Origin of the sequence: Pseudomonas farsensis, assembly GCF_014268805.2 — a bacterium.
Classification (GTDB): Bacteria; Pseudomonadota; Gammaproteobacteria; order Pseudomonadales; family Pseudomonadaceae; genus Aquipseudomonas; species Aquipseudomonas farsensis.
Map to the genome: position 1 here is coordinate 489,570 of NZ_JABWRF020000001.1, position 17,903 is coordinate 507,472.

At 63.0% G+C, this 17,903-nt stretch carries 14 protein-coding genes; 8 read left to right on the forward strand and 6 right to left on the reverse strand.

Annotation, left to right across the window (positions count from 1 at the left end):
- Positions 1-97 precede the first annotated feature (97 nt).
- Positions 98-1,972 carry a methyl-accepting chemotaxis protein gene (locus HU719_RS02210; RefSeq protein WP_186520316.1) on the reverse strand — a complete coding sequence of 625 codons (1,875 nt, stop codon included), beginning with the start codon at positions 1,970-1,972 and terminating at the stop codon, positions 98-100.
- A 199-nt stretch (positions 1,973-2,171) separates the two neighbouring features.
- Here HU719_RS02210 and HU719_RS02215 point away from each other — a divergent pair, with 199 nt between their 5' ends.
- The gene (locus HU719_RS02215; protein WP_189659907.1) at positions 2,172-3,617 is read left to right on the forward strand and encodes a helicase HerA-like domain-containing protein; all 1,446 of its coding nucleotides are present in this window, start codon (positions 2,172-2,174) and stop codon (positions 3,615-3,617) included.
- A gap of 314 nt (positions 3,618-3,931) precedes the next feature.
- Here the strand turns inward: HU719_RS02215 and HU719_RS02220 are convergent, their stop codons facing one another.
- Positions 3,932-5,404, reverse strand: coding sequence for an inorganic phosphate transporter (locus tag HU719_RS02220; protein WP_186520314.1), 1,473 nt, complete (start codon positions 5,402-5,404; stop codon positions 3,932-3,934).
- A 314-nt stretch (positions 5,405-5,718) separates the two neighbouring features.
- Positions 5,719-5,919 carry a hypothetical protein gene (locus HU719_RS02225; RefSeq protein ID WP_186536279.1) on the reverse strand — a complete coding sequence of 67 codons (201 nt, stop codon included), beginning with the start codon at positions 5,917-5,919 and terminating at the stop codon, positions 5,719-5,721.
- A gap of 515 nt (positions 5,920-6,434) precedes the next feature.
- Between HU719_RS02225 and pcaR the strand changes: the two genes are divergently transcribed.
- The 7 genes from pcaR to pcaC all read left to right on the forward strand — a co-directional run bounded on the left by pcaR (position 6,435) and on the right by pcaC (position 14,377).
- A complete protein-coding gene (pcaR, locus tag HU719_RS02230; RefSeq protein WP_186520312.1) occupies positions 6,435-7,304 on the forward strand; it encodes a pca regulon transcriptional regulator PcaR in 870 nt (289 codons plus the stop codon).
- Between the two features lie 295 nt (positions 7,305-7,599).
- The gene (pcaK, locus tag HU719_RS02235) at positions 7,600-8,946 is read left to right on the forward strand and encodes a 4-hydroxybenzoate transporter PcaK (RefSeq protein WP_186536278.1); all 1,347 of its coding nucleotides are present in this window, start codon (positions 7,600-7,602) and stop codon (positions 8,944-8,946) included.
- 257 nt (positions 8,947-9,203) lie between these two features.
- Positions 9,204-10,409 (forward strand): 3-oxoadipyl-CoA thiolase, encoded by a 1,206-nt coding sequence (gene pcaF, locus HU719_RS02240; RefSeq protein WP_186536291.1) that lies wholly within the window; start codon positions 9,204-9,206, stop codon positions 10,407-10,409.
- 109 nt (positions 10,410-10,518) lie between these two features.
- The gene (locus HU719_RS02245) at positions 10,519-11,808 is read left to right on the forward strand and encodes an MFS family transporter (protein WP_186536277.1); all 1,290 of its coding nucleotides are present in this window, start codon (positions 10,519-10,521) and stop codon (positions 11,806-11,808) included.
- Between the two features lie 9 nt (positions 11,809-11,817).
- A complete protein-coding gene (locus HU719_RS02250) occupies positions 11,818-13,170 on the forward strand; it encodes a 3-carboxy-cis,cis-muconate cycloisomerase (RefSeq protein WP_186536275.1) in 1,353 nt (450 codons plus the stop codon).
- 12 nt (positions 13,171-13,182) lie between these two features.
- Entirely contained in the window at positions 13,183-13,974 is a 792-nt protein-coding gene (pcaD, locus tag HU719_RS02255) for a 3-oxoadipate enol-lactonase (RefSeq protein ID WP_186536274.1), read from the forward strand.
- A gap of 10 nt (positions 13,975-13,984) precedes the next feature.
- Positions 13,985-14,377, forward strand: a complete 393-nt coding sequence (gene pcaC / locus HU719_RS02260; RefSeq protein ID WP_186536272.1) for a 4-carboxymuconolactone decarboxylase — start codon at positions 13,985-13,987, stop codon at positions 14,375-14,377.
- A gap of 235 nt (positions 14,378-14,612) precedes the next feature.
- On the opposite strand, the gene HU719_RS02265 is transcribed toward pcaC, so the two are convergent.
- The 3 genes from HU719_RS02265 to HU719_RS02275 all read right to left on the reverse strand — a co-directional run bounded on the left by HU719_RS02265 (position 14,613) and on the right by HU719_RS02275 (position 17,574).
- Positions 14,613-15,134 carry an Mpo1 family 2-hydroxy fatty acid dioxygenase gene (locus tag HU719_RS02265; protein ID WP_186536270.1) on the reverse strand — a complete coding sequence of 174 codons (522 nt, stop codon included), beginning with the start codon at positions 15,132-15,134 and terminating at the stop codon, positions 14,613-14,615.
- Positions 15,135-15,227: 93 nt separating this feature from the next.
- Positions 15,228-16,151: a LysR family transcriptional regulator gene (locus HU719_RS02270; protein ID WP_186520305.1), complete on the reverse strand. Its 924-nt coding sequence runs from the start codon at positions 16,149-16,151 to the stop codon at positions 15,228-15,230.
- 217 nt (positions 16,152-16,368) lie between these two features.
- Entirely contained in the window at positions 16,369-17,574 is a 1,206-nt protein-coding gene (locus tag HU719_RS02275; protein WP_437179651.1) for an OprD family porin, read from the reverse strand.
- Between the last annotated feature and the right edge of the window lie 329 nt (positions 17,575-17,903).

A 17,903-nucleotide genomic window follows, 5' to 3' on the forward strand; every position in this document is an offset into this window, starting at 1 on the left:
AGAAAGACAGCAGCTGTAAGCTTCGAGCTTCGAGCTGCAAGAAAAGGCGGCCGCGAACGCGTTCCGCCTCTTCTTGCAGCTGAAAGCTTGCCGCTTGTTAGATGCGGAAGCTGCCGACCAGATGCTTGAGGCGGCCGGCCTGTTGTTCGAGGTCCGAGCAGGCGCGCAAGGTGGCTTGCAGGTTCTCGACGCCTTCCTGGTTGAGCATGTTGATTTCGCTGATGTCCATGTTGATCGAGTCAACGACCGAGGTCTGCTCCTCGGTTGCCGTGGCCACCGACTGGTTCATGCCGTCGATTTCGCCGATACGCTGGGTCACGCTGCCCAGGCGCTCACCGGCCTGGTTGGCGATTTCCATGTTGTCCTGGCTGTGGCGCTGGCTCTGGCCCATGGTGTCCACCGATGCCCGGGCGCCGACCTGCAGCTCCTCGATCATGGTCTGCACTTGCTGCGCCGACTCCTGGGTGCGGTGCGCAAGGTTACGCACTTCATCGGCCACCACGGCAAACCCACGGCCCGCCTCACCGGCGCGCGCAGCCTCGATGGCCGCGTTGAGCGCCAGCAGGTTGGTCTGCTGGGAAATACTGGTGATCACCTCAAGAATCTGGCCGATGTTCACCGTCTTGCTGTTGAGCGTCTCGATATGGCTGCTGGAGCTGACGATCAGGTCCGACAGACGGCTCATTGCCTCGATGTTGCGCTGCACCACTTGCTGCCCTTCTTCAGCCAGCAGGCGCGCGGAGCTTGCGTGCTGCGAGGCTTGGGCAGCGTTGCCGGCGATTTCCTGGGCGGCAGCGCCGAGCTGGTTGATCGCGGCAGCAACACTGTTGGTGCGGTTGGCCTGCTCGTCGGAGTTGCTCATCGACGAGTTGGAGGCGCTGATCACCCGCAGCGCCACTTCGTTGACCTGCTCGGTGGCCGAGGACACTTCGCGGATCGAGCTGTGGATGCGCTCGACAAAGCGGTTGAAGGCGATACCCAATGTGCCGAACTCGTCATGGGTGTGGATATCCAGACGGCGGGTCAGGTCGCCTTCGCCTTCGGCGATGTTTTCCATTGCGCGGGTCATGGTGTGCAGCGGCTGCAGCAACACGCGGATCAGCAGGCCGAGCAGGCCGATGATAATCACCACCGCAACCAGCGTGGCGATCACCGCCGAGGTGCGGAACTGGCTGAGCATGCTGAAGGCTTTGTCTTTATCGACCGACAGGCCGATGTACCAGTTGGCCGACGGCAGGCCGGTTACCTTGGTGAAGGTCAGCAGGCGGGTCTGGCCATCGACTTGCACTTCGGTCAGCTCGCGGGACAGCGCCGGGGTGCGCTGCGGGAACAGGTCCGACAGCGATTTCATCACCAGATTCTGGTCGGGGTGCACCAGGATCTTGCCTTGGTCGTTGACCAGGAACGCATAGCCCATGCCGCCGAAGTTCAGCGAGTTGATGATTTGCACCAGGCCGTCCAGCGCCAGGTCGCCGCCCACTACGCCGACCGAGGGCGAAGCGGTGCTGATGATCGAAATGACCATCTTGCCGGTGGCCATGTCGATGTAGGGTTCGGTGAGGATCGTGCCGCTGGCGTTCAGGGCATCCTTGTACCAGGCGCGCACGCGGGGGTCGTAGCCATCGGGCATCTTGGCGTCGGGGCGGACGGTGAAGGTGCCATCTGGCTGGCCGAGGTAGGTGGTCAGGAAGCTTGAAGTCAGCGCCTTCTGGCCCAGCTGGGTGCCGATGTTCTGGGGGTTCTGCGCCAGGTTCTGGGCGACGTTCTCGACCAGTTTGATACGCCCTTCGAACAGGCTGCGAATATTGGTGGCCGTCGAATCGCCCATTTCACCGAGGTAGTTCTCAAGGTCGGCGCGGATGGCATTGCGTTGCAGGTAATCGTTGTAGAGCGTGAACAAGCTGAAGGCCAGAATCACGATCAGTGATGCTGCCAGAAGAATCTTGTGGCTGAAACGAAGGCTTTTATTCATGACGTGATTGCGTCCGCTAAGGTTTTATCGGGTCGTTCGCACAAAGCACGGGTTGAAATCAGTGCAACAGGTCCCGCGGATCCTTACGGGTGCTTACCGAAATTCAGGAATTACTCAAACCTGAATATCGGCAATCACTGGATAGAACTTGAGCGGAGGATGAAAGCTCGTGTCAGAAATTTCTCAGTTGATTGTAGGAATGTGCTCAGATGGACAGCCCGCATGCCAGAGCATGCGCCTGGCCAATCGACATGGATTGGTTGCCGGTGCCACGGGCACGGGCAAAACCGTTACATTGCAACGTTTGGCCGAGGTGTTCAGTGATGCCGGTGTTGCGGTTTTCGCCGCCGACGTGAAGGGTGACCTCTGTGGTTTGGGTGCTGTCGGTGCGCCGCAAGGTAAGGTGGCCGAGCGTATTGCCAGCATGCCTTGGCTGGCGCATCAGCCTAAGGCCTACCCGGTCAGCCTGTGGGATATTGCCGGCCAGTCTGGCCACCCTTTGCGTACGACCTTGAGCGAAATGGGCCCGTTGCTGCTGGGCAACCTGCTCGAACTCACCGACAGCCAGCAGGCTGCCTTGTACGCTGCCTTCAAGGTGGCTGACCGTGAAGGGTTGCTGCTGCTCGACCTCAAGGACCTCAAGGCCCTGCTGGCGCACCTCAAGGACAACCCGCAACTGCTGGGCGAGGACAGCGCGCTGATGACCACTGCCTCGACCCAGGCGTTGCTGCGCCGCCTGGCCACCCTTGAGCAGCAAGGCGCCGAGGCGTTGTTTGGCGAACCTGCGCTGCAACTTGAAGACCTGCTGCGCCCGGCCGAGGATGGCCGTGGGCGGATTCACCTGCTCGATGCCAGCCGGCTGGTGCACGAGGCGCCGAAGGTCTACGCGACCTTCCTGCTGTGGCTGCTGGCAGAGCTGTTCGAGCAGTTGCCCGAGCGCGGCGATGCCGACAAGCCGGTGCTGGCGCTGTTCTTCGACGAAGCCCATTTGCTGTTCAATGGCACGCCCAAGGCGTTGCAGGACCGGCTGGAGCAGGTGGTGCGGCTGATCCGCTCCAAAGGCGTTGGTGTGTATTTCGTGACCCAGTCGCCTGGCGACCTGCCCGATGCGGTGCTGGCGCAGTTGGGGTTGCGTATTCAGCATGGGCTGCGGGCCTATACCGCCAAGGAGCAGAAGTCGTTGCGCGCGGTGGCTGATGGTTTTCGCCCCAACCCCGGGTTCGACAGCCTGGCGGTGCTGACCGAGCTGGGTATTGGCGAGGCTTTGGTTGGCACCCTGGAAGACAAAGGCACTCCGGCAGTGGTCCGGCGCGTGCTGGTGGCGCCACCGCAGTCGCGCATCGGGCCGTTGAGCCCGGCCGAGCGTAGTGCGCTGATTGGCGCATCGCCATTGGCAGGGCGCTACGACAAGCCGATTGACCGCGAATCGGCGTATGAACTGCTGACCCAGCGCAAGGGTGAGCCGGTGGAGCCGGCGCCGCAGCCCAAGGCCGCTGAAGACAGTTTTGCCGATAAAGCCGGGGATTTTTTGCAGAGTGCGGCGGGGCAGGCGATCAAGTCGGCCGTGCGCCAGGCGGCTAATCAGCTGGGGCGGCAGTTGATGCGTGGGCTGATGGGGTCATTGTTGGGGGGGAAGAAAAGGTAAGCGGTCGGGCCTCATCGCAGGCTGTCGCCAGCTCCCACTGAGACCATGCGCAACCGCAACATTGCTGGTTGGACCCAATCCTCTGGGAAATGATAGACAGTTGTGGCAAGCCCGCTCGCCACAAGGAGATATATCTGGCGGGAACAGGCTTGTACAAAACCATAGAATCTCCCACAGAGACCGCGGGCTGCCGCAACATTGATGCATGACTACATATTCCTGTGGGAGCTGGCGATAGCCTGCGATGAGGCCCGAACGGCAGGCACAAAAAAGGCGCCCTGAAACAGGCGCCTTTTTCAATCCGGCAACAGCCCTTAGCCGATAGCCTTGGACGCCAGCCAGAACAGACCAGCGGCCAGGCCCATCGAGGTCGGCAGGGTCAGCACCCAGGCCAGCAGGATGGTTTTCACCGTGCCGCCTTGCAGGCCGCTCTTGTTAGCGACCATGGTGCCGGCAACACCCGACGACAACACGTGGGTAGTCGATACCGGCAGGCTGAACACGTTGGCCATGCCGATGGCGCAAGCTGCAGTGATCTGCGCCGACATGCCCTGGGCATAGGTCATGCCTTGCTTGCCGATTTTCTCGCCAACGGTCAGCACCACACGCTTCCAGCCCACCATGGTGCCCAGGCCCAAGGCCAGGGCAACGGCCACGATGACCCAGAACGGGGCGTATTCGGTGGTGGCGGTGAGGTCTTTGCGCAGCTTGTCGAGGTCCGACTTCTCGCGGGCTTCAAGGCCTGGCAGCTTGCCGACCTTTTTCGCGGTGTCGTCCAGGCACAGCAGGTAGCGACGCACTTCGACGCGCTTGTCGGCGCTCAGGTCGCGGTAGTCGGTCACGCCATTGAGCGAGCTCTGCAGGGCGGCGATGGTCGGCTCGGTCTGCTGCGGGTTGCAGCTGAACTGCTCCGGCAGGTCGTTGGACTTGGCCTTGCCCAGTGCCAGGAACTCGCCAAGGGTGGCGGCGTTGCGCTGGTAGAACTGGCTCATGTGCAGGGTGGCGTCGCGGGTGCGCTCGATCTGGTACGTGGTGCTGTTCAGGTCCAGGACGAACTTGGCCGGGACGATACCGATCAGCACCAGCATGATCAGGCCAATGCCCTTCTGGCCATCGTTGGAACCGTGCACGAAGCTCACGCCCATGGCCGAAACCACCAGTACCAAGCGGTTCCAGAACGGTGGGTGCTTCTTGTCGTCGAGCTTGCGGCGCTGCTCGGGGGTTTTGTGCATCTTCGACAGCGGGCGCCACCATTTGAGGCCCAGCAGCACCAGGGCGGCGACGGCGAAGCCGGCCATTGGTGAGACCACCAGCGACATGGCGATGTCGATCGCCTTCTGCCAGTTGACGCCATCACCCAACGGGATGTCGTTGATCATGGCATTGGCCAGGCCAACGCCGAGGATCGAGCCGATCAGCGTGTGCGAACTGGACGCCGGGATGCCGAAGTACCAGGTACCCAGGTTCCAGGTGATGGCCGCGGCCAGCAGCGAGAAAACCATGGCCAGGCCGTGCCCGGTGTTCACGTTGATCAGCAGCTCCACCGGCAGCAGGTGGACGATGGCGTAGGCCACCCCGACGCCGCCGAGCAGAACCCCGAGGAAGTTGAACACACCGGAGAAGAACACGGCCAGGTGTGGCGGCATGGCTTTGGTATAGATGACAGTGGCTACCGCGTTGGCGGTGTCATGAAAGCCATTGATGAACTCGAATGCGAGCACGAAGGTCAGGGCGAGCATCAGGCTCACGACAACCCAGGCATCCAGTCCGCTGAATAAATCGATCATGAAGGGTTTTCTGGCGGTCTTAGGGGGGGCGGATTATGCCAGAAAACCACGGCAATCGATGCACCTGCCGCAGACTGATGGGCAGCAGGAAACGCTGAACTTGGTGGGAGAAGGCAGGCAGTGAAGGCCTGAAAAAGCGCTGAAAATTCCTGAAAATCTAGAAATTTCAAGAAATTGCGCAGTAAATACCGGAAACTGTACGATTCAAACGGCCGTATGAAATTTGTGTAATTCCATTTCATCCGCCAGCGTTGAGTAACGATCGCTACACGCCACGACCCCTTAAGGGTGATGGCGCGGTAGTGGCAAGGTGCTCAATCGCCTTCTTGGCGCAGTTCCTTTTCCATCTTGTCCAGTTCCTGGGCGAACGCCTGGTCATGAACAGTGGCACGCTTGCGCCAGGGTTTGCGCTCCGGCTCGGGTTGCGCGGCATAGGTGGTGACTTCGCCACCGTAAACATCCTTGTAACGTTCGGCCTGGCGCTCGAGTTCTGCGCGCAGTTCTTCTTTCGTCACAGTTGGTACCTGAACTGGTTGAAGTTAAGGGCTGGCATTAATGCACACCGTCATTGTGTGAATGCAACGCCAGGGCCTGTTTACCAGCCTCGACAAGTATGCACAGGCCCATGAGCGCTGAGGATTTGCAGAGGACGATAAACTAGATTGGATCCGATTGATTATCGGGGGCAGTACAACGGGGCCGATTATAGCAACGCACTCGTAGAAGGCCACGGGCGGCGTTATCAGACTACAACGTTGTAATTGGCCGATAGTGGATTGATCCTCGCGGCGGTGCACAAGTTCAAACCCGAGGCGTCAGAAGTTTCAAGAGTGGGTTATACAAATGAAAACGGCCTCGCGGTTGGGCGAGGCCGTTGCCTAGGACTTCTACGGTGGGTACCTGACCAGTCTCTCCAAGAAGCCACATGTGGCAGAGCAAAAGGTATAAGCAAAAGTGTCGGCGGTCAATTGCGATTATCGCCCGTTCGTTCGATAATCGCACAAGCGACCGTTTTTTTTGAGGCATGCCCATGAACGAAGAAACCAGCAGCCCAGCCGAGCAGGAGCCGCCACGGGCCAGCAGCCCGGCGTTGGCGCCACCGATCGTGGCTTCACCCGCCAAGCGCATCCAGGCCTTGACCGGCGACCCGGATTTCATGACCTCGCTGGCCCGTGGCCTGGCGGTCATCCAGGCCTTCCAGGAACGCAAGCGCCACCTGACCATCGCCCAGGTCAGCCACCGCACCGAGATCCCTCGGGCAGCCGTGCGTCGTTGCCTGCATACGCTGATCAAGCTGGGCTACGCCACCACCGACGGGCGTACCTATTCGTTGCTGCCCAAGGTGCTGACCCTGGGCCACGCCTATCTGTCGTCAACCCCCTTGGCGGTATCGGCGCAGCCTTACCTGGACCGCATTAGCGACCAGTTGCACGAGGCGGCGAACATGGCCACCCTCGAAGGCGACGACATTCTTTATATAGCGCGCTCGGCCACGGTGGAGCGGCTGATCTCGGTCGACCTCTCGGTAGGTGGCCGCTTGCCGGCCTACTGCACCTCCATGGGCCGCATCCTGTTGGCGGCCCTGGACGACGCCAGCCTGCACGAGTACCTGGACCGCGCCGACCTCAAGCCGCGTACCAGCCGCACCCTGCATGACCACGACTCGTTGTTTGCCTGCATTCAGCAGGTGCGCGAGCAAGGCTGGTGCGTGGTGGACCAGGAACTGGAGCAAGGCCTGCGCTCGATTGCCGTGCCTATCTATGACGCCTCAGGCCAGGTGCTGGCGGCGCTGAACGTCAGCACCCATGTGGGCCGGGTCAGCCGCGGCGAGCTTGAGCAGCGCTTTTTGCCCATTCTGCTGGCCTCGAGCCGAGACCTTTGCCACCAGTTGTTCGGCTGATCGGGTGCGGGCCGCCAGGCGGCCCGGCACCCCACAAACGTTTAGCGACTGCTTTCTGTTCGATAAACGCACAGTGTCGTGCGCGGTGAATTGCGCCGCCAACGCCTGCTGATTAATGTCTGTCACACAAGTCGGCTGCGCCGACCGGACAATAAAAACACAGGGCACTTCCCATGACATCGCCTTCCTTGTTGCACCTTCCCGGCTGACGCCAGCCGCACCTTCCGATTTTTCCAGCTCCTGCACCTGAGCCGTACGCAGTAGCCTGTCTGCGCCTTGAATCCGGATAACAACAATGAACAAACTACAATCCACTGTCGGCAACTGCCTTGACGTCCAGTCGTTCATCAATGACCAGCCCCTGTCGCGGTTCCAGTGGCGGGTGGTGATCCTGTGCTTTCTGATTGTCTTCCTTGATGGCCTGGACACCGCCGCCATGGGCTTCATCGCCCCGGCGCTCTCGCAGGAATGGGGCATCGACCGTGCAAGCCTTGGCCCGGTGATGAGTGCAGCGCTGATCGGCATGGTATTCGGTGCCCTCGGTTCCGGGCCGCTGGCTGATCGCTTCGGGCGCCGCGGCGTGTTGATCGGGGCGGTGCTGGTGTTTGGCGGCTTCAGCCTGGCCTCGGCTTACGCCACCAACGTCGACCAACTGCTGGTGCTGCGCTTTCTGACCGGCCTGGGCCTTGGCGCCGGCATGCCCAACGCCACCACGCTGCTGTCCGAGTACACCCCGGAGCGCCTCAAGTCGCTGCTGGTAACCAGCATGTTCTGCGGCTTCAACCTTGGCATGGCCGGGGGCGGCTTTATCTCTGCCAAGTTGATCCCGGCCTATGGCTGGCACAGCCTGCTGGTGATCGGTGGCGTGCTGCCGCTGCTGCTGGCACTGGTGCTGTGGGTATGGCTGCCGGAGTCGGCGCGTTTTCTGGTGGTGCGCAACCGCGGCACTGACAGGGTGCGTAAAACCCTGGCCCCGATTGCGCCGGACGTAGTGGCCCAGGCCGCCAGCTTCAGCGTACCGGAGCAAAAGGCCGTGGCCGCCCGCAACGTCTTCGCGGTGATTTTCTCGGGCACCTACGGCGTGGGCACCGTGTTGCTGTGGCTGACCTACTTCATGGGCCTGGTGATCGTTTATCTGCTGACCAGCTGGCTGCCGACGCTGATGCGCGACAGTGGCGCGAGCATGGAGCAGGCCGCGTTCATCGGCGCGTTGTTCCAGTTTGGCGGCGTGCTCAGCGCGGTGTTCGTCGGCTGGGCGATGGACCGCTTCAACCCACACAAAGTGATCGGCACGTTCTACCTGCTGGCGGGTATTTTTGCCTACGCAGTGGGCCAGAGCCTGGGCAACATCACCCTTCTGGCCACCTTGGTACTGGTGGCGGGCATGTGCGTCAACGGCGCGCAATCGGCCATGCCGTCGCTTGCAGCGCGCTTCTACCCAACCCAAGGCCGCGCCACCGGTGTGTCGTGGATGCTCGGCATCGGCCGCTTCGGCGCGATTCTCGGCGCCTGGAGCGGGGCGACCCTGCTTGGCCTGGGCTGGAACTTCGAACAGGTACTGACGGCATTGCTGGTGCCCGCGGCGCTGGCGGCCGTTGCGGTGGTGATCAAAGGGCTGGTGAGCCACGCTGACGCGACCTGAGTTTGCCTGTTGCGGCCTCATCGCAGGCTGTCGCCAGCTCCCACAGAGTTCAAGTCAGACCTCTTATATCGCAGTACACATCGCCACTGTGGGAGCTGGCGACAGCCTGCGATTGGCCTTTTCAGGTGCAGAGGTTGGAGTAACAAGTTGTTCGGTAATCGAACGACAGTTCGATTATCGGATTGCCAGTGACCTGTAAGCCTACCTATTCTGGGCGTTGAAACCCGTACCGCCCACGGGCAAGTGGCAGGAGAAGCCTGATGCGTGACGTATTTATCTGTGATGCCATCCGTACCCCCATCGGCCGTTTTGGCGGCGCATTGGCGAGTGTGCGTGCCGACGACCTGGCCGCAGTGCCGCTGAAGGCGCTGATCGAGCGCAACCCGGGCGTGCAGTGGCAGCACCTGGACGAAGTGTTCTTCGGCTGTGCCAACCAGGCCGGCGAAGACAACCGCAACGTGGCGCGCATGGCGCTGCTGCTGGCCAGGCTGCCTGAAAGCGTGCCGGGCGTTACCCTCAACCGCCTGTGCGCCTCGGGTATGGACGCCATCGGCACGGCCTTCCGCGCCATCGCCAGCGGTGAAATGGAGCTGGCCATCGCCGGCGGTGTCGAATCGATGTCGCGCGCCCCGTTCGTGATGGGCAAGGCCGAGAGCGGCTATTCGCGCAACATGAAGCTTGAAGACACCACCATCGGCTGGCGTTTCATCAACCCGCTGATGAAGGCGCAGTACGGCGTCGATTCAATGCCGGAAACCGCCGACAACGTCGCCGACGATTACCAGGTCTCGCGCGCCGACCAGGACGCCTTCGCCCTGCGCAGCCAGCAAAAAGCGGCTGCCGCGCAGGCGGCGGGCTTCTTCGCCGAAGAGATCGTGCCGGTGCGCATTGCTCACAAAAAGGGCGAAACCGTGGTCGAGCAGGACGAGCACCTGCGCCCGGACACAACCCTTGAGGCGCTAACCCGGCTCAAGGCCGTCAACGGCCCGGACAAAACCGTCACCGCAGGCAATGCCTCCGGGGTCAACGATGGCGCTGCGGCGCTGATCCTGGCATCGGCAGAGGCGGTTGAAAAGCACGGCCTGACCCCACGCGCCCGAGTGCTTGGCATGGCCAGCGGCGGTGTTGCGCCACGGGTCATGGGCATCGGCCCGGTGCCTGCGGTACGCAAGCTGACCGAACGCCTGGGTGTGGCAGTAAGTGATTTCGATGTCATCGAGCTGAACGAAGCCTTTGCCAGCCAAGGCCTTGCGGTACTGCGCGAGCTGGGTGTGGCCGATGATGCGCCGCAGGTGAACCCCAACGGCGGGGCGATTGCGCTTGGCCACCCCCTGGGCATGAGCGGTGCGCGCTTGGTACTCACTGCGCTGCATCAGCTTGAGAAAAGCGGCGGGCGCAAAGGCCTGGCGACCATGTGTGTCGGTGTCGGCCAAGGGCTGGCGTTGGCGATCGAACGCGTCTGAGCAACACGGGCCCGCCCACGCCAGGTTGTGTGGGCGGGCTTGCAGTGGAACGAGTGTGTTACGGGGTATGTCTAGAATTACCTGTAACCCCTCCAGGAGCACACCCACCATGACCTCCAGCTACTACACCGGTGAAGAGCGCAGCAAGCGCATCTTCGCCATCGTCGGCGCCTCGTCGGGCAACTTGGTGGAATGGTTCGACTTCTACGTCTATGCCTTCTGCGCCATCTATTTTGCCCCGGCGTTCTTTCCCTCCGATGACCCCACGGTGCAGTTGCTCAACACCGCTGGCGTATTCGCCGCAGGCTTTCTGATGCGCCCCATCGGTGGCTGGATCTTCGGCCGCCTGGCGGATCGCCGCGGGCGCAAGAATTCGCTGATGATCTCGGTGCTGATGATGTGCGCAGGCTCGTTGATGATCGCCTGCCTGCCCACCTACGCCAGCATTGGCACCTGGGCGCCGGCGCTGCTGTTGCTGGCGCGGTTGATCCAGGGCCTGTCGGTGGGCGGTGAGTACGGCACCACGGCCACGTATATGAGTGAAGTGGCCTTGCGCGGCCAGCGCGGTTTCTATGCCTCGTTCCAGTACGTCACGCTGATTGGCGGCCAGTTGCTGGCGGTGTTGGTGGTGGTGATCCTGCAGCAGTTGCTCAGCGAAGAGGAACTGCGTGCCTGGGGCTGGCGCATCCCGTTCGTGGTCGGCGCCATCGCGGCGTTGATCTCGCTGATGCTGCGCCGCTCGCTGCACGAAACCAGCAGCGCCGAAACCCGCCAGGACAAAGACGCCGGTAGCGTCAAAGGGTTGTTCCGCAACCATGCGGCGGCATTCATCACCGTGCTCGGCTACACCGCCGGTGGCTCGCTGATCTTCTATACCTTCACCACCTACATGCAGAAATACCTGGTGAACACCGCTGGCATGCACGCCAAGAGCGCCAGTTTCGTGATGACGGGTGCGCTGTTCCTGTTCATGATCCTGCAGCCGGTGTTCGGCATGCTGTCCGACCGTATTGGCCGGCGCAACTCGATGCTGCTGTTCGGTGGCCTGGGTACGCTGTTTACCGTACCGCTGCTGATGGCGCTGAAAACCGTCACCAGCCCGTTCCTGGCCTTCGTGCTGGTGACCCTGGCGCTGTGCATCGTCAGTTTCTACACCTCCATCAGTGGCCTGGTGAAGGCCGAGATGTTCCCGCCGCAGGTGCGCGCGTTGGGGGTAGGGCTGGCCTATGCGGTGGCCAACGCGCTGTTTGGCGGTTCGGCCGAGTATGTCGCCCTGGGCTTGAAGAGCCTGGGCATGGAAAACACGTTCTACTGGTATGTGACCGCCATGATGGCGATCGCTTTCCTGTTCAGCCTGCGCCTGCCCAAGCAAGCGAAGTATCTGCACGATGATCACTAAGGACGTTGCATGAGCAATCAACTGTTCGACGCCTACTTCACCGCGCCTGCCATGCGCGAGGTGTTCTGCGACCGTGGCCGGCTGCAGGGCATGCTCGACTTCGAGGCCGCCTTGGCCCGTGCCGAAGCGGCTGCGGGCCTTGTGCCGCACGCGGCAGTGGTGGCTATCGAGGCGGCCTGCAAGGCCGAGCGCTACGATGTGCGGGCCTTGGCCGAGGCCATCGCCACGGCTGGCAACTCGGCCATTCCGCTGGTCAAGGCGTTGGGCAAGGTGATTGCCAGCGGCGTGCCCGAAGCCGAACGCTACGTGCACCTTGGCGCCACCAGCCAGGATGCGATGGACACCGGGCTGGTGCTGCAACTGCGTGACGCCCTCGGGCTGATCGACGCGGCGCTGGCCAAGCTGGCCGACACCCTGGCCCGCCAGGCGCTGCAACACGCCGACACGCCACTAGTCGGGCGCACCTGGCTGCAGCACGCCACCCCCGTGACCCTGGGCATGAAGCTGGCTGGGGTACTGGGGGCGCTGACGCGTCACCGCGAACGCCTCAAGGCCTTGCGCCCGCGCCTGCTGGTGCTGCAGTTCGGCGGCGCATCCGGCAGCCTTGCGGCGCTGGGCAGCAAGGCGCTGCCGGTGGCCGAGGCGCTTGCCGGGCAACTGCAACTGAACCTGCCAGAGCAGCCGTGGCATACCCAGCGCGACCGGCTGGTGGAGTTTGCCTCGGTGCTGGGCATGATCGCCGGCAGCCTGGGCAAGTTCGGTCGTGATATCAGCCTGCTGATGCAGACTGAGGCCGCCGAGCTGTTCGAGCCTTCGGCGCCGGGCAAGGGCGGTTCGTCGACCATGCCGCACAAGCGCAACCCGGTCGGCGCTGCGGTGCTGATCGGCGCTGCGACCCGCGTGCCGGGGCTGGTGGCGACGCTGTTCGCCGCCATGCCCCAGGAGCACGAGCGCAGCCTGGGCCTGTGGCACGCCGAGTGGGAAACCCTGCCAGACATCTGCTGCCTGGTGTCCGGCGCCTTGCACCACGCGCAGCAGATTGCCGAGGGCATGGAAGTGGACGCCGCACGCATGCGCCGTAACCTCGACCTGACCCAGGGCCTGGTGCTGGCTGAGGCAGTCAGCATCGTGCTGGCCCAGCGCCTTGGCCGCGACCGTGCCCACCATCTGCTCGAACTGTGCTGCCAACGCGCCGTCGCCGAGGGGCGCCACCTGCGTGCCGTGCTTGGCGACGAGCCGCAAGTCAGTGCCGAACTTGGCGACGAAGAACTCGACCGCCTGCTCGACCCTGCTCATTACCTCGGCCAGGCCCGCGTGTGGGTGGCGCGGGCGGTGGCCGAACATCAACGTTTCATTCCCTGAAAGGAGACCGCTGTGGCGCATGTGCAACTGGCCGATGGCGTACTGAATTACCAACTCGATGGCCCGGCCGATGCTCCGGTGCTGGTGTTGTCCAACTCATTGGGCACCGACCTTGCCATGTGGGACGCGCAGATCCCGGCGTGGAGCGAGCACTTTCGTGTGCTGCGTTACGACACCCGTGGCCACGGCGGCTCGCAGGTCACGCAAGGACCGTACACCATCGAGCAACTGGGCCGTGATGTGCTGGCGCTGCTGGATGCGTTGGGCATCCAGCACGTGCATTTTGTCGGGTTGTCGATGGGCGGGCTGATTGGCCAGTGGTTGGGCATCAATGCCGGCCAGCGCCTGCACAGCCTGACGCTGTGCAACACGGCGGCGAAGATTGGCAGCGACGAGGTGTGGAACCCGCGCATCGAAACGGTGCTCAGCGGCGGCCAGCAGGCCATGCAAGGCCTGCGCGACGGCGCCATTGCCCGTTGGTTCACCCCGGCCTTCGTCGACCAGCAGCCGGCCGAAACCCAGCGCATTTGCCAGATGCTGGCGCAGACCAGCCCCGAGGGCTATGCCGCCAATTGCGCGGCGGTGCGTGATGCCGATTTCCGTGAGCAACTGGGGCGTATCCAGGTGCCGACGTTGATCGTTGCCGGTAGCGCAGACCTGGTGACCACCCCGGAACATGGCCGTTTCATGCAGGCGGGCATCGTCGGTGCCACCTATGCCGAGTTCCCGGCGGCGCATCTTTCCAATGTCGAGATGGGCAACGCCTTCACCGCGCGTGTTCTCGATTTTCTGCTGGCCCGCTAAGGAGTTCGCCATGGATGAGAAACAACGTTACGACGCCGGCATGCAGGTACGCCGCGCGGTGCTGGGCGACGCCCACGTAGACCGCAGCCTGGAGAAGCTCAACGACTTCAATGGCGAGTTCCAGGAGATGATCACCCGCCACGCCTGGGGTGATATCTGGACGCGCCCGGGGTTGCCCCGGCATACCCGCAGCCTGATCACCATCGCCATGTTGATCGGCATGAACCGCACTGATGAGCTCAGGCTGCACCTGCGCGCGGCGGCCAGCAATGGCGTGACCCGTGAGGAGATCAAGGAAGTGCTGATGCAGAGCGCGATCTATTGCGGCATTCCGGCGGCCAATGCCACGTTCCACCTGGCGGAGTCGGTGTGGGATGAGCTTGGGGTTGAGTCGCGTCAGTAAGTGTGGCGAGTTTCCTTGTGGCGAGCGGGCTTGCCCCGCGTTGGGCTGCGCAGCAGCCCTGAGGATTACCCTTGGGTTTTCGGGGCTGCTGCGCAGCCCAACGCGGGGCAAGCCCGCTCGCCACAACTGTCAATCATTTCCCACAGGTTTGGGGCCGACCAGCAATGTTGTGGTTGGGCAGGACCTGCGTGGGAGCTGGCGACAGCCTGCGATGGGGCCAGAACAGGCCCGCCCATCACACCACTGCTTTGTGCCGCAGCGCCACAGGCCCCGCTTTGGCCTCCACGGCCCGCTTCAATTCGCCACATAGCCCGGCCATGAAGGCCAGCTCTGCTACCACGAACAGTGGCCCGATGATCAGCCCGCTGACATCGTCGACGAATGCCGGCTTGCGCCCTTCATACCAGTGCCCCACGAACTGGATGATCCAGCCCACCACGAACGCCCCCAGCCCGGCGCTCAACCACAGGCCGGTGGCCTGCACCGCCAGCGCTTGCCCGGCCCACAGGCACAGCCCCAGCAGCAACGCCATCAGCAGCCCGAAGCGCAGGTCCAGGCGCAGGTAGAACCACACCGAAGCGCCGGCCAGTAGCAGCGCCGGTGACAGCCAGACACCCGCCACCTCCCACCCCGGCCGTGACAGCAGGATGGCCACCGCCAGCACGATCAGCGGAATCCCGACAAAATGCGTGGCGATGTTGCGCGGGTCGCGGTGATAACCCGCGTACTGGCTCAGGTGTTCGACGAGGGTTTTCATTGTTGTTCCTCCCTGCTGGCGTTGTGTGGCCTGCACCGCCACCCCATCACTCGATATAGCTGAGCATAGCCCGCCATCACCACCATCATCAGTTCAGCGAATGGCGGCAACTTTGGGCGAGGCATCCAGCGCCATCAGGGTTTCGATCATCGCCCGCGCTGCTGGCGATAGCCGGTAACCGCTGCGGCTGACCACGCCGCAGCGCACGCTCAGCACGTCCAGCGCCGGGGGCAGGTTGCGCCAGTGCAGCCGCACCAGGCGCCCGGTGGCAAGGTCAGCGGCCACCGCTTCTTCACTGGCCGTGCCAATCGCATCGCTGGCCAGCACCACACTGCGCAGCACTGCCAGGTGCTCGGTTTGCAGGTGCGGGGTGAAGTCGTTGCGCCCGCTGAGGTTGGCCAGGCGCTTGCGCACGCCGGGCGCAAGCTGCGCACAGGCCAGTGGGTAGCGGAACAGGTCATTGGTCGACAGGCTGTCCTTGGCCAGCAGTGGGTGCCCGCTACGGCAGAAGAACAGGCCAGGGCGCGGTTTCAACTGCGCGGTGTGGAAGTTGGGGTCGGCCTCGAATGGGCGTACATCGTCGACGAAAAACTCGATCTGCTCGCGGCGCAGCGCCTGGCCGAGGCGCTCGGCGTTGTCCACCAGCAATTCGCTGTGGATGCCGGGGTGGCTGGTCAGCAGGTGCTGTAGCGCGTCGGGCACCAGGTGTACGGCCAGCGCCGGGCCGCAGCCGAAACGCAGTTCGCCGGCATCGAGCTTGGTCATCTGCAGCACATCGTTGTTCAGTTGCGCTGCGCCTTGCACCAGCCGGCGGGCGTGCTGCAGCACCATGTGCCCTTCCGGGGTCGGCGGCAGGGCCTTGTTGCCGCGTTCGATCAAGGTGCAGCCGAGGGTGTTTTCCAGGTTCTGGATGGCGCGGCTGAAGGCGGGTTGGGTAATGCCCATGGCTTCGGCGCCTCGGACAAAACTGCGGTACTCGGTGAGGGCGATGAAATAGCGCAGTTGGCGGAGGTCCATGCTCGGGCTCTGGTGCGGGGATCAGGGCTCGGTTTTAGCTTTTGTTACTTATAGCGTCAAAGAATGTTATTTGATTTGTATAGGTCTTTTGGTTCTTTAGGAGGGCTGCTGACCCTATCGCGGGGCAAGCCCGCTCCCACGTTGTGGGCTGCCCCCAAAGAAACTGGATGGGTGTGCAACTTTTTGGGGGCAGTCCATTGCGTGGGAGCAGGGGGTATCACAACAGGCTTAGCGGGTAGCTCACAATGACCCGGTTTTCATCGAACGAATTGGTGCTGAAGTCCCGGCGCATGGTCGAGTTGCGCCACTTCAGCGACAGGTCCTTGAAGGTGCCGGACTGGATGACGTAGGCAAGTTCGCTTTCCCGGGCCCATTCCTTGCCATCGTCGACGGTGGCGGTGTGCACGTTGTCGCCCTTGATGTAGCGGTTCATCAGGGTCAGCCCCGGCACACCGACGCTTGCGAAGTTGAAGTCGTGACGAAGCTGCCAGGAGCGCTCCTTGGCACTTTCGAAACTGGCGTTGTAGCTGTCGTTGGCCAGGGTGCCGCCGCTGGTGCCGTTGACGCGCATCCAGCCGTCATCGCCACTGACCTTCTGCAACCCTGCATAGAACGTGTGGCCTTTGTAGCGCGCCGACAGCAATGCCGATGCGGTGCGGTTGTCCAGTTCGCCTGCGCGTTCGCTGCCGTCTTCCTTGCCGATGAAGTAACCCAGGTTGGCGCCCAAGGTCCAGTCACCCAGAGGCTGGCTGTGGACCACGTTTAGGTACTGCTGGCGGTAGATGTCCTTGAGCTGCGCATCCCACAGGCCGACCAGGGTACGCTTGTCGTTGAAGGTGTATTCGCCGCCTGCGAAGTTGAAACGGTCGGAAGTGGCAGCAGGGCGGCCCTGCATGAACATGTCTTCCATGCTGGCGTCGTTGCGCGGGCTGTTGCCGCGGAACTGGCCGGCGTAAACGGTCAGCCCGTCGATTTCCTTGGAGGTTACCTGGCCGCCGCGGAAGGTCTGCGGCAACGAGCGGCCATCATCCGAGCGCAGGATCGGCAGCACCGGCATCCACTCGCCGACTTTCAGTTCGGTCTGCGACAGGCGCGCCTTGAATGCCACGCCCAGGCGCCCGAAGTCATCGGCGGGGCGCCCGTCATCATGCACCGGGAGCAGGTTGGTATTTGCCGTGCCTTTGCCGCCATCGAGCTTGACCGAGTACAGCCCGAGCACATCCACGCCGAAGCCGACGGTGCCCTGGGTGAAGCCTGAACGGGCGTCGAGGATGAAGCTCTGGGTCCACTCTTCGGCTTTGCCCTGGGCGTTGGCTGGGTCGACGAAGTTGCGGTTGATGTAGAAATTGCGCAGGTTGAGGGTGGCCTTGGCGTCTTCGAAAAAACCGCTTTCTGCGGCGAAGGCGGGCAGGGCGCAGGACATGGCCAACAGGCCGGGCAGCAGCTGGCGTGCAGGGGGCAAAGTGCTCATCTGTCGTGGATCTCTTGTTTTTATTGGGTGAGCCTCGGCGCTGCGGGTGCGGGCCGCGGGCTGGGCATCTTGTTGAGAGCTTGTGCAACGTTGCGTGAGCGATGGTGCGTGGCGAGGGCAGGGCGAGGCAATTCGTCGCAAGCGGAACGGGGCGATTATCGAACGAAATGTTCGCGGTGGTTAGTTTGGGGGGGCCGTGTGCAGGCTATCGCGGGGCAAGTCCGCTCCCACGCGCTTATCTCGGCGTCCCCGGGGCGTGGGAGCGGGCTTGCCCCGCGATG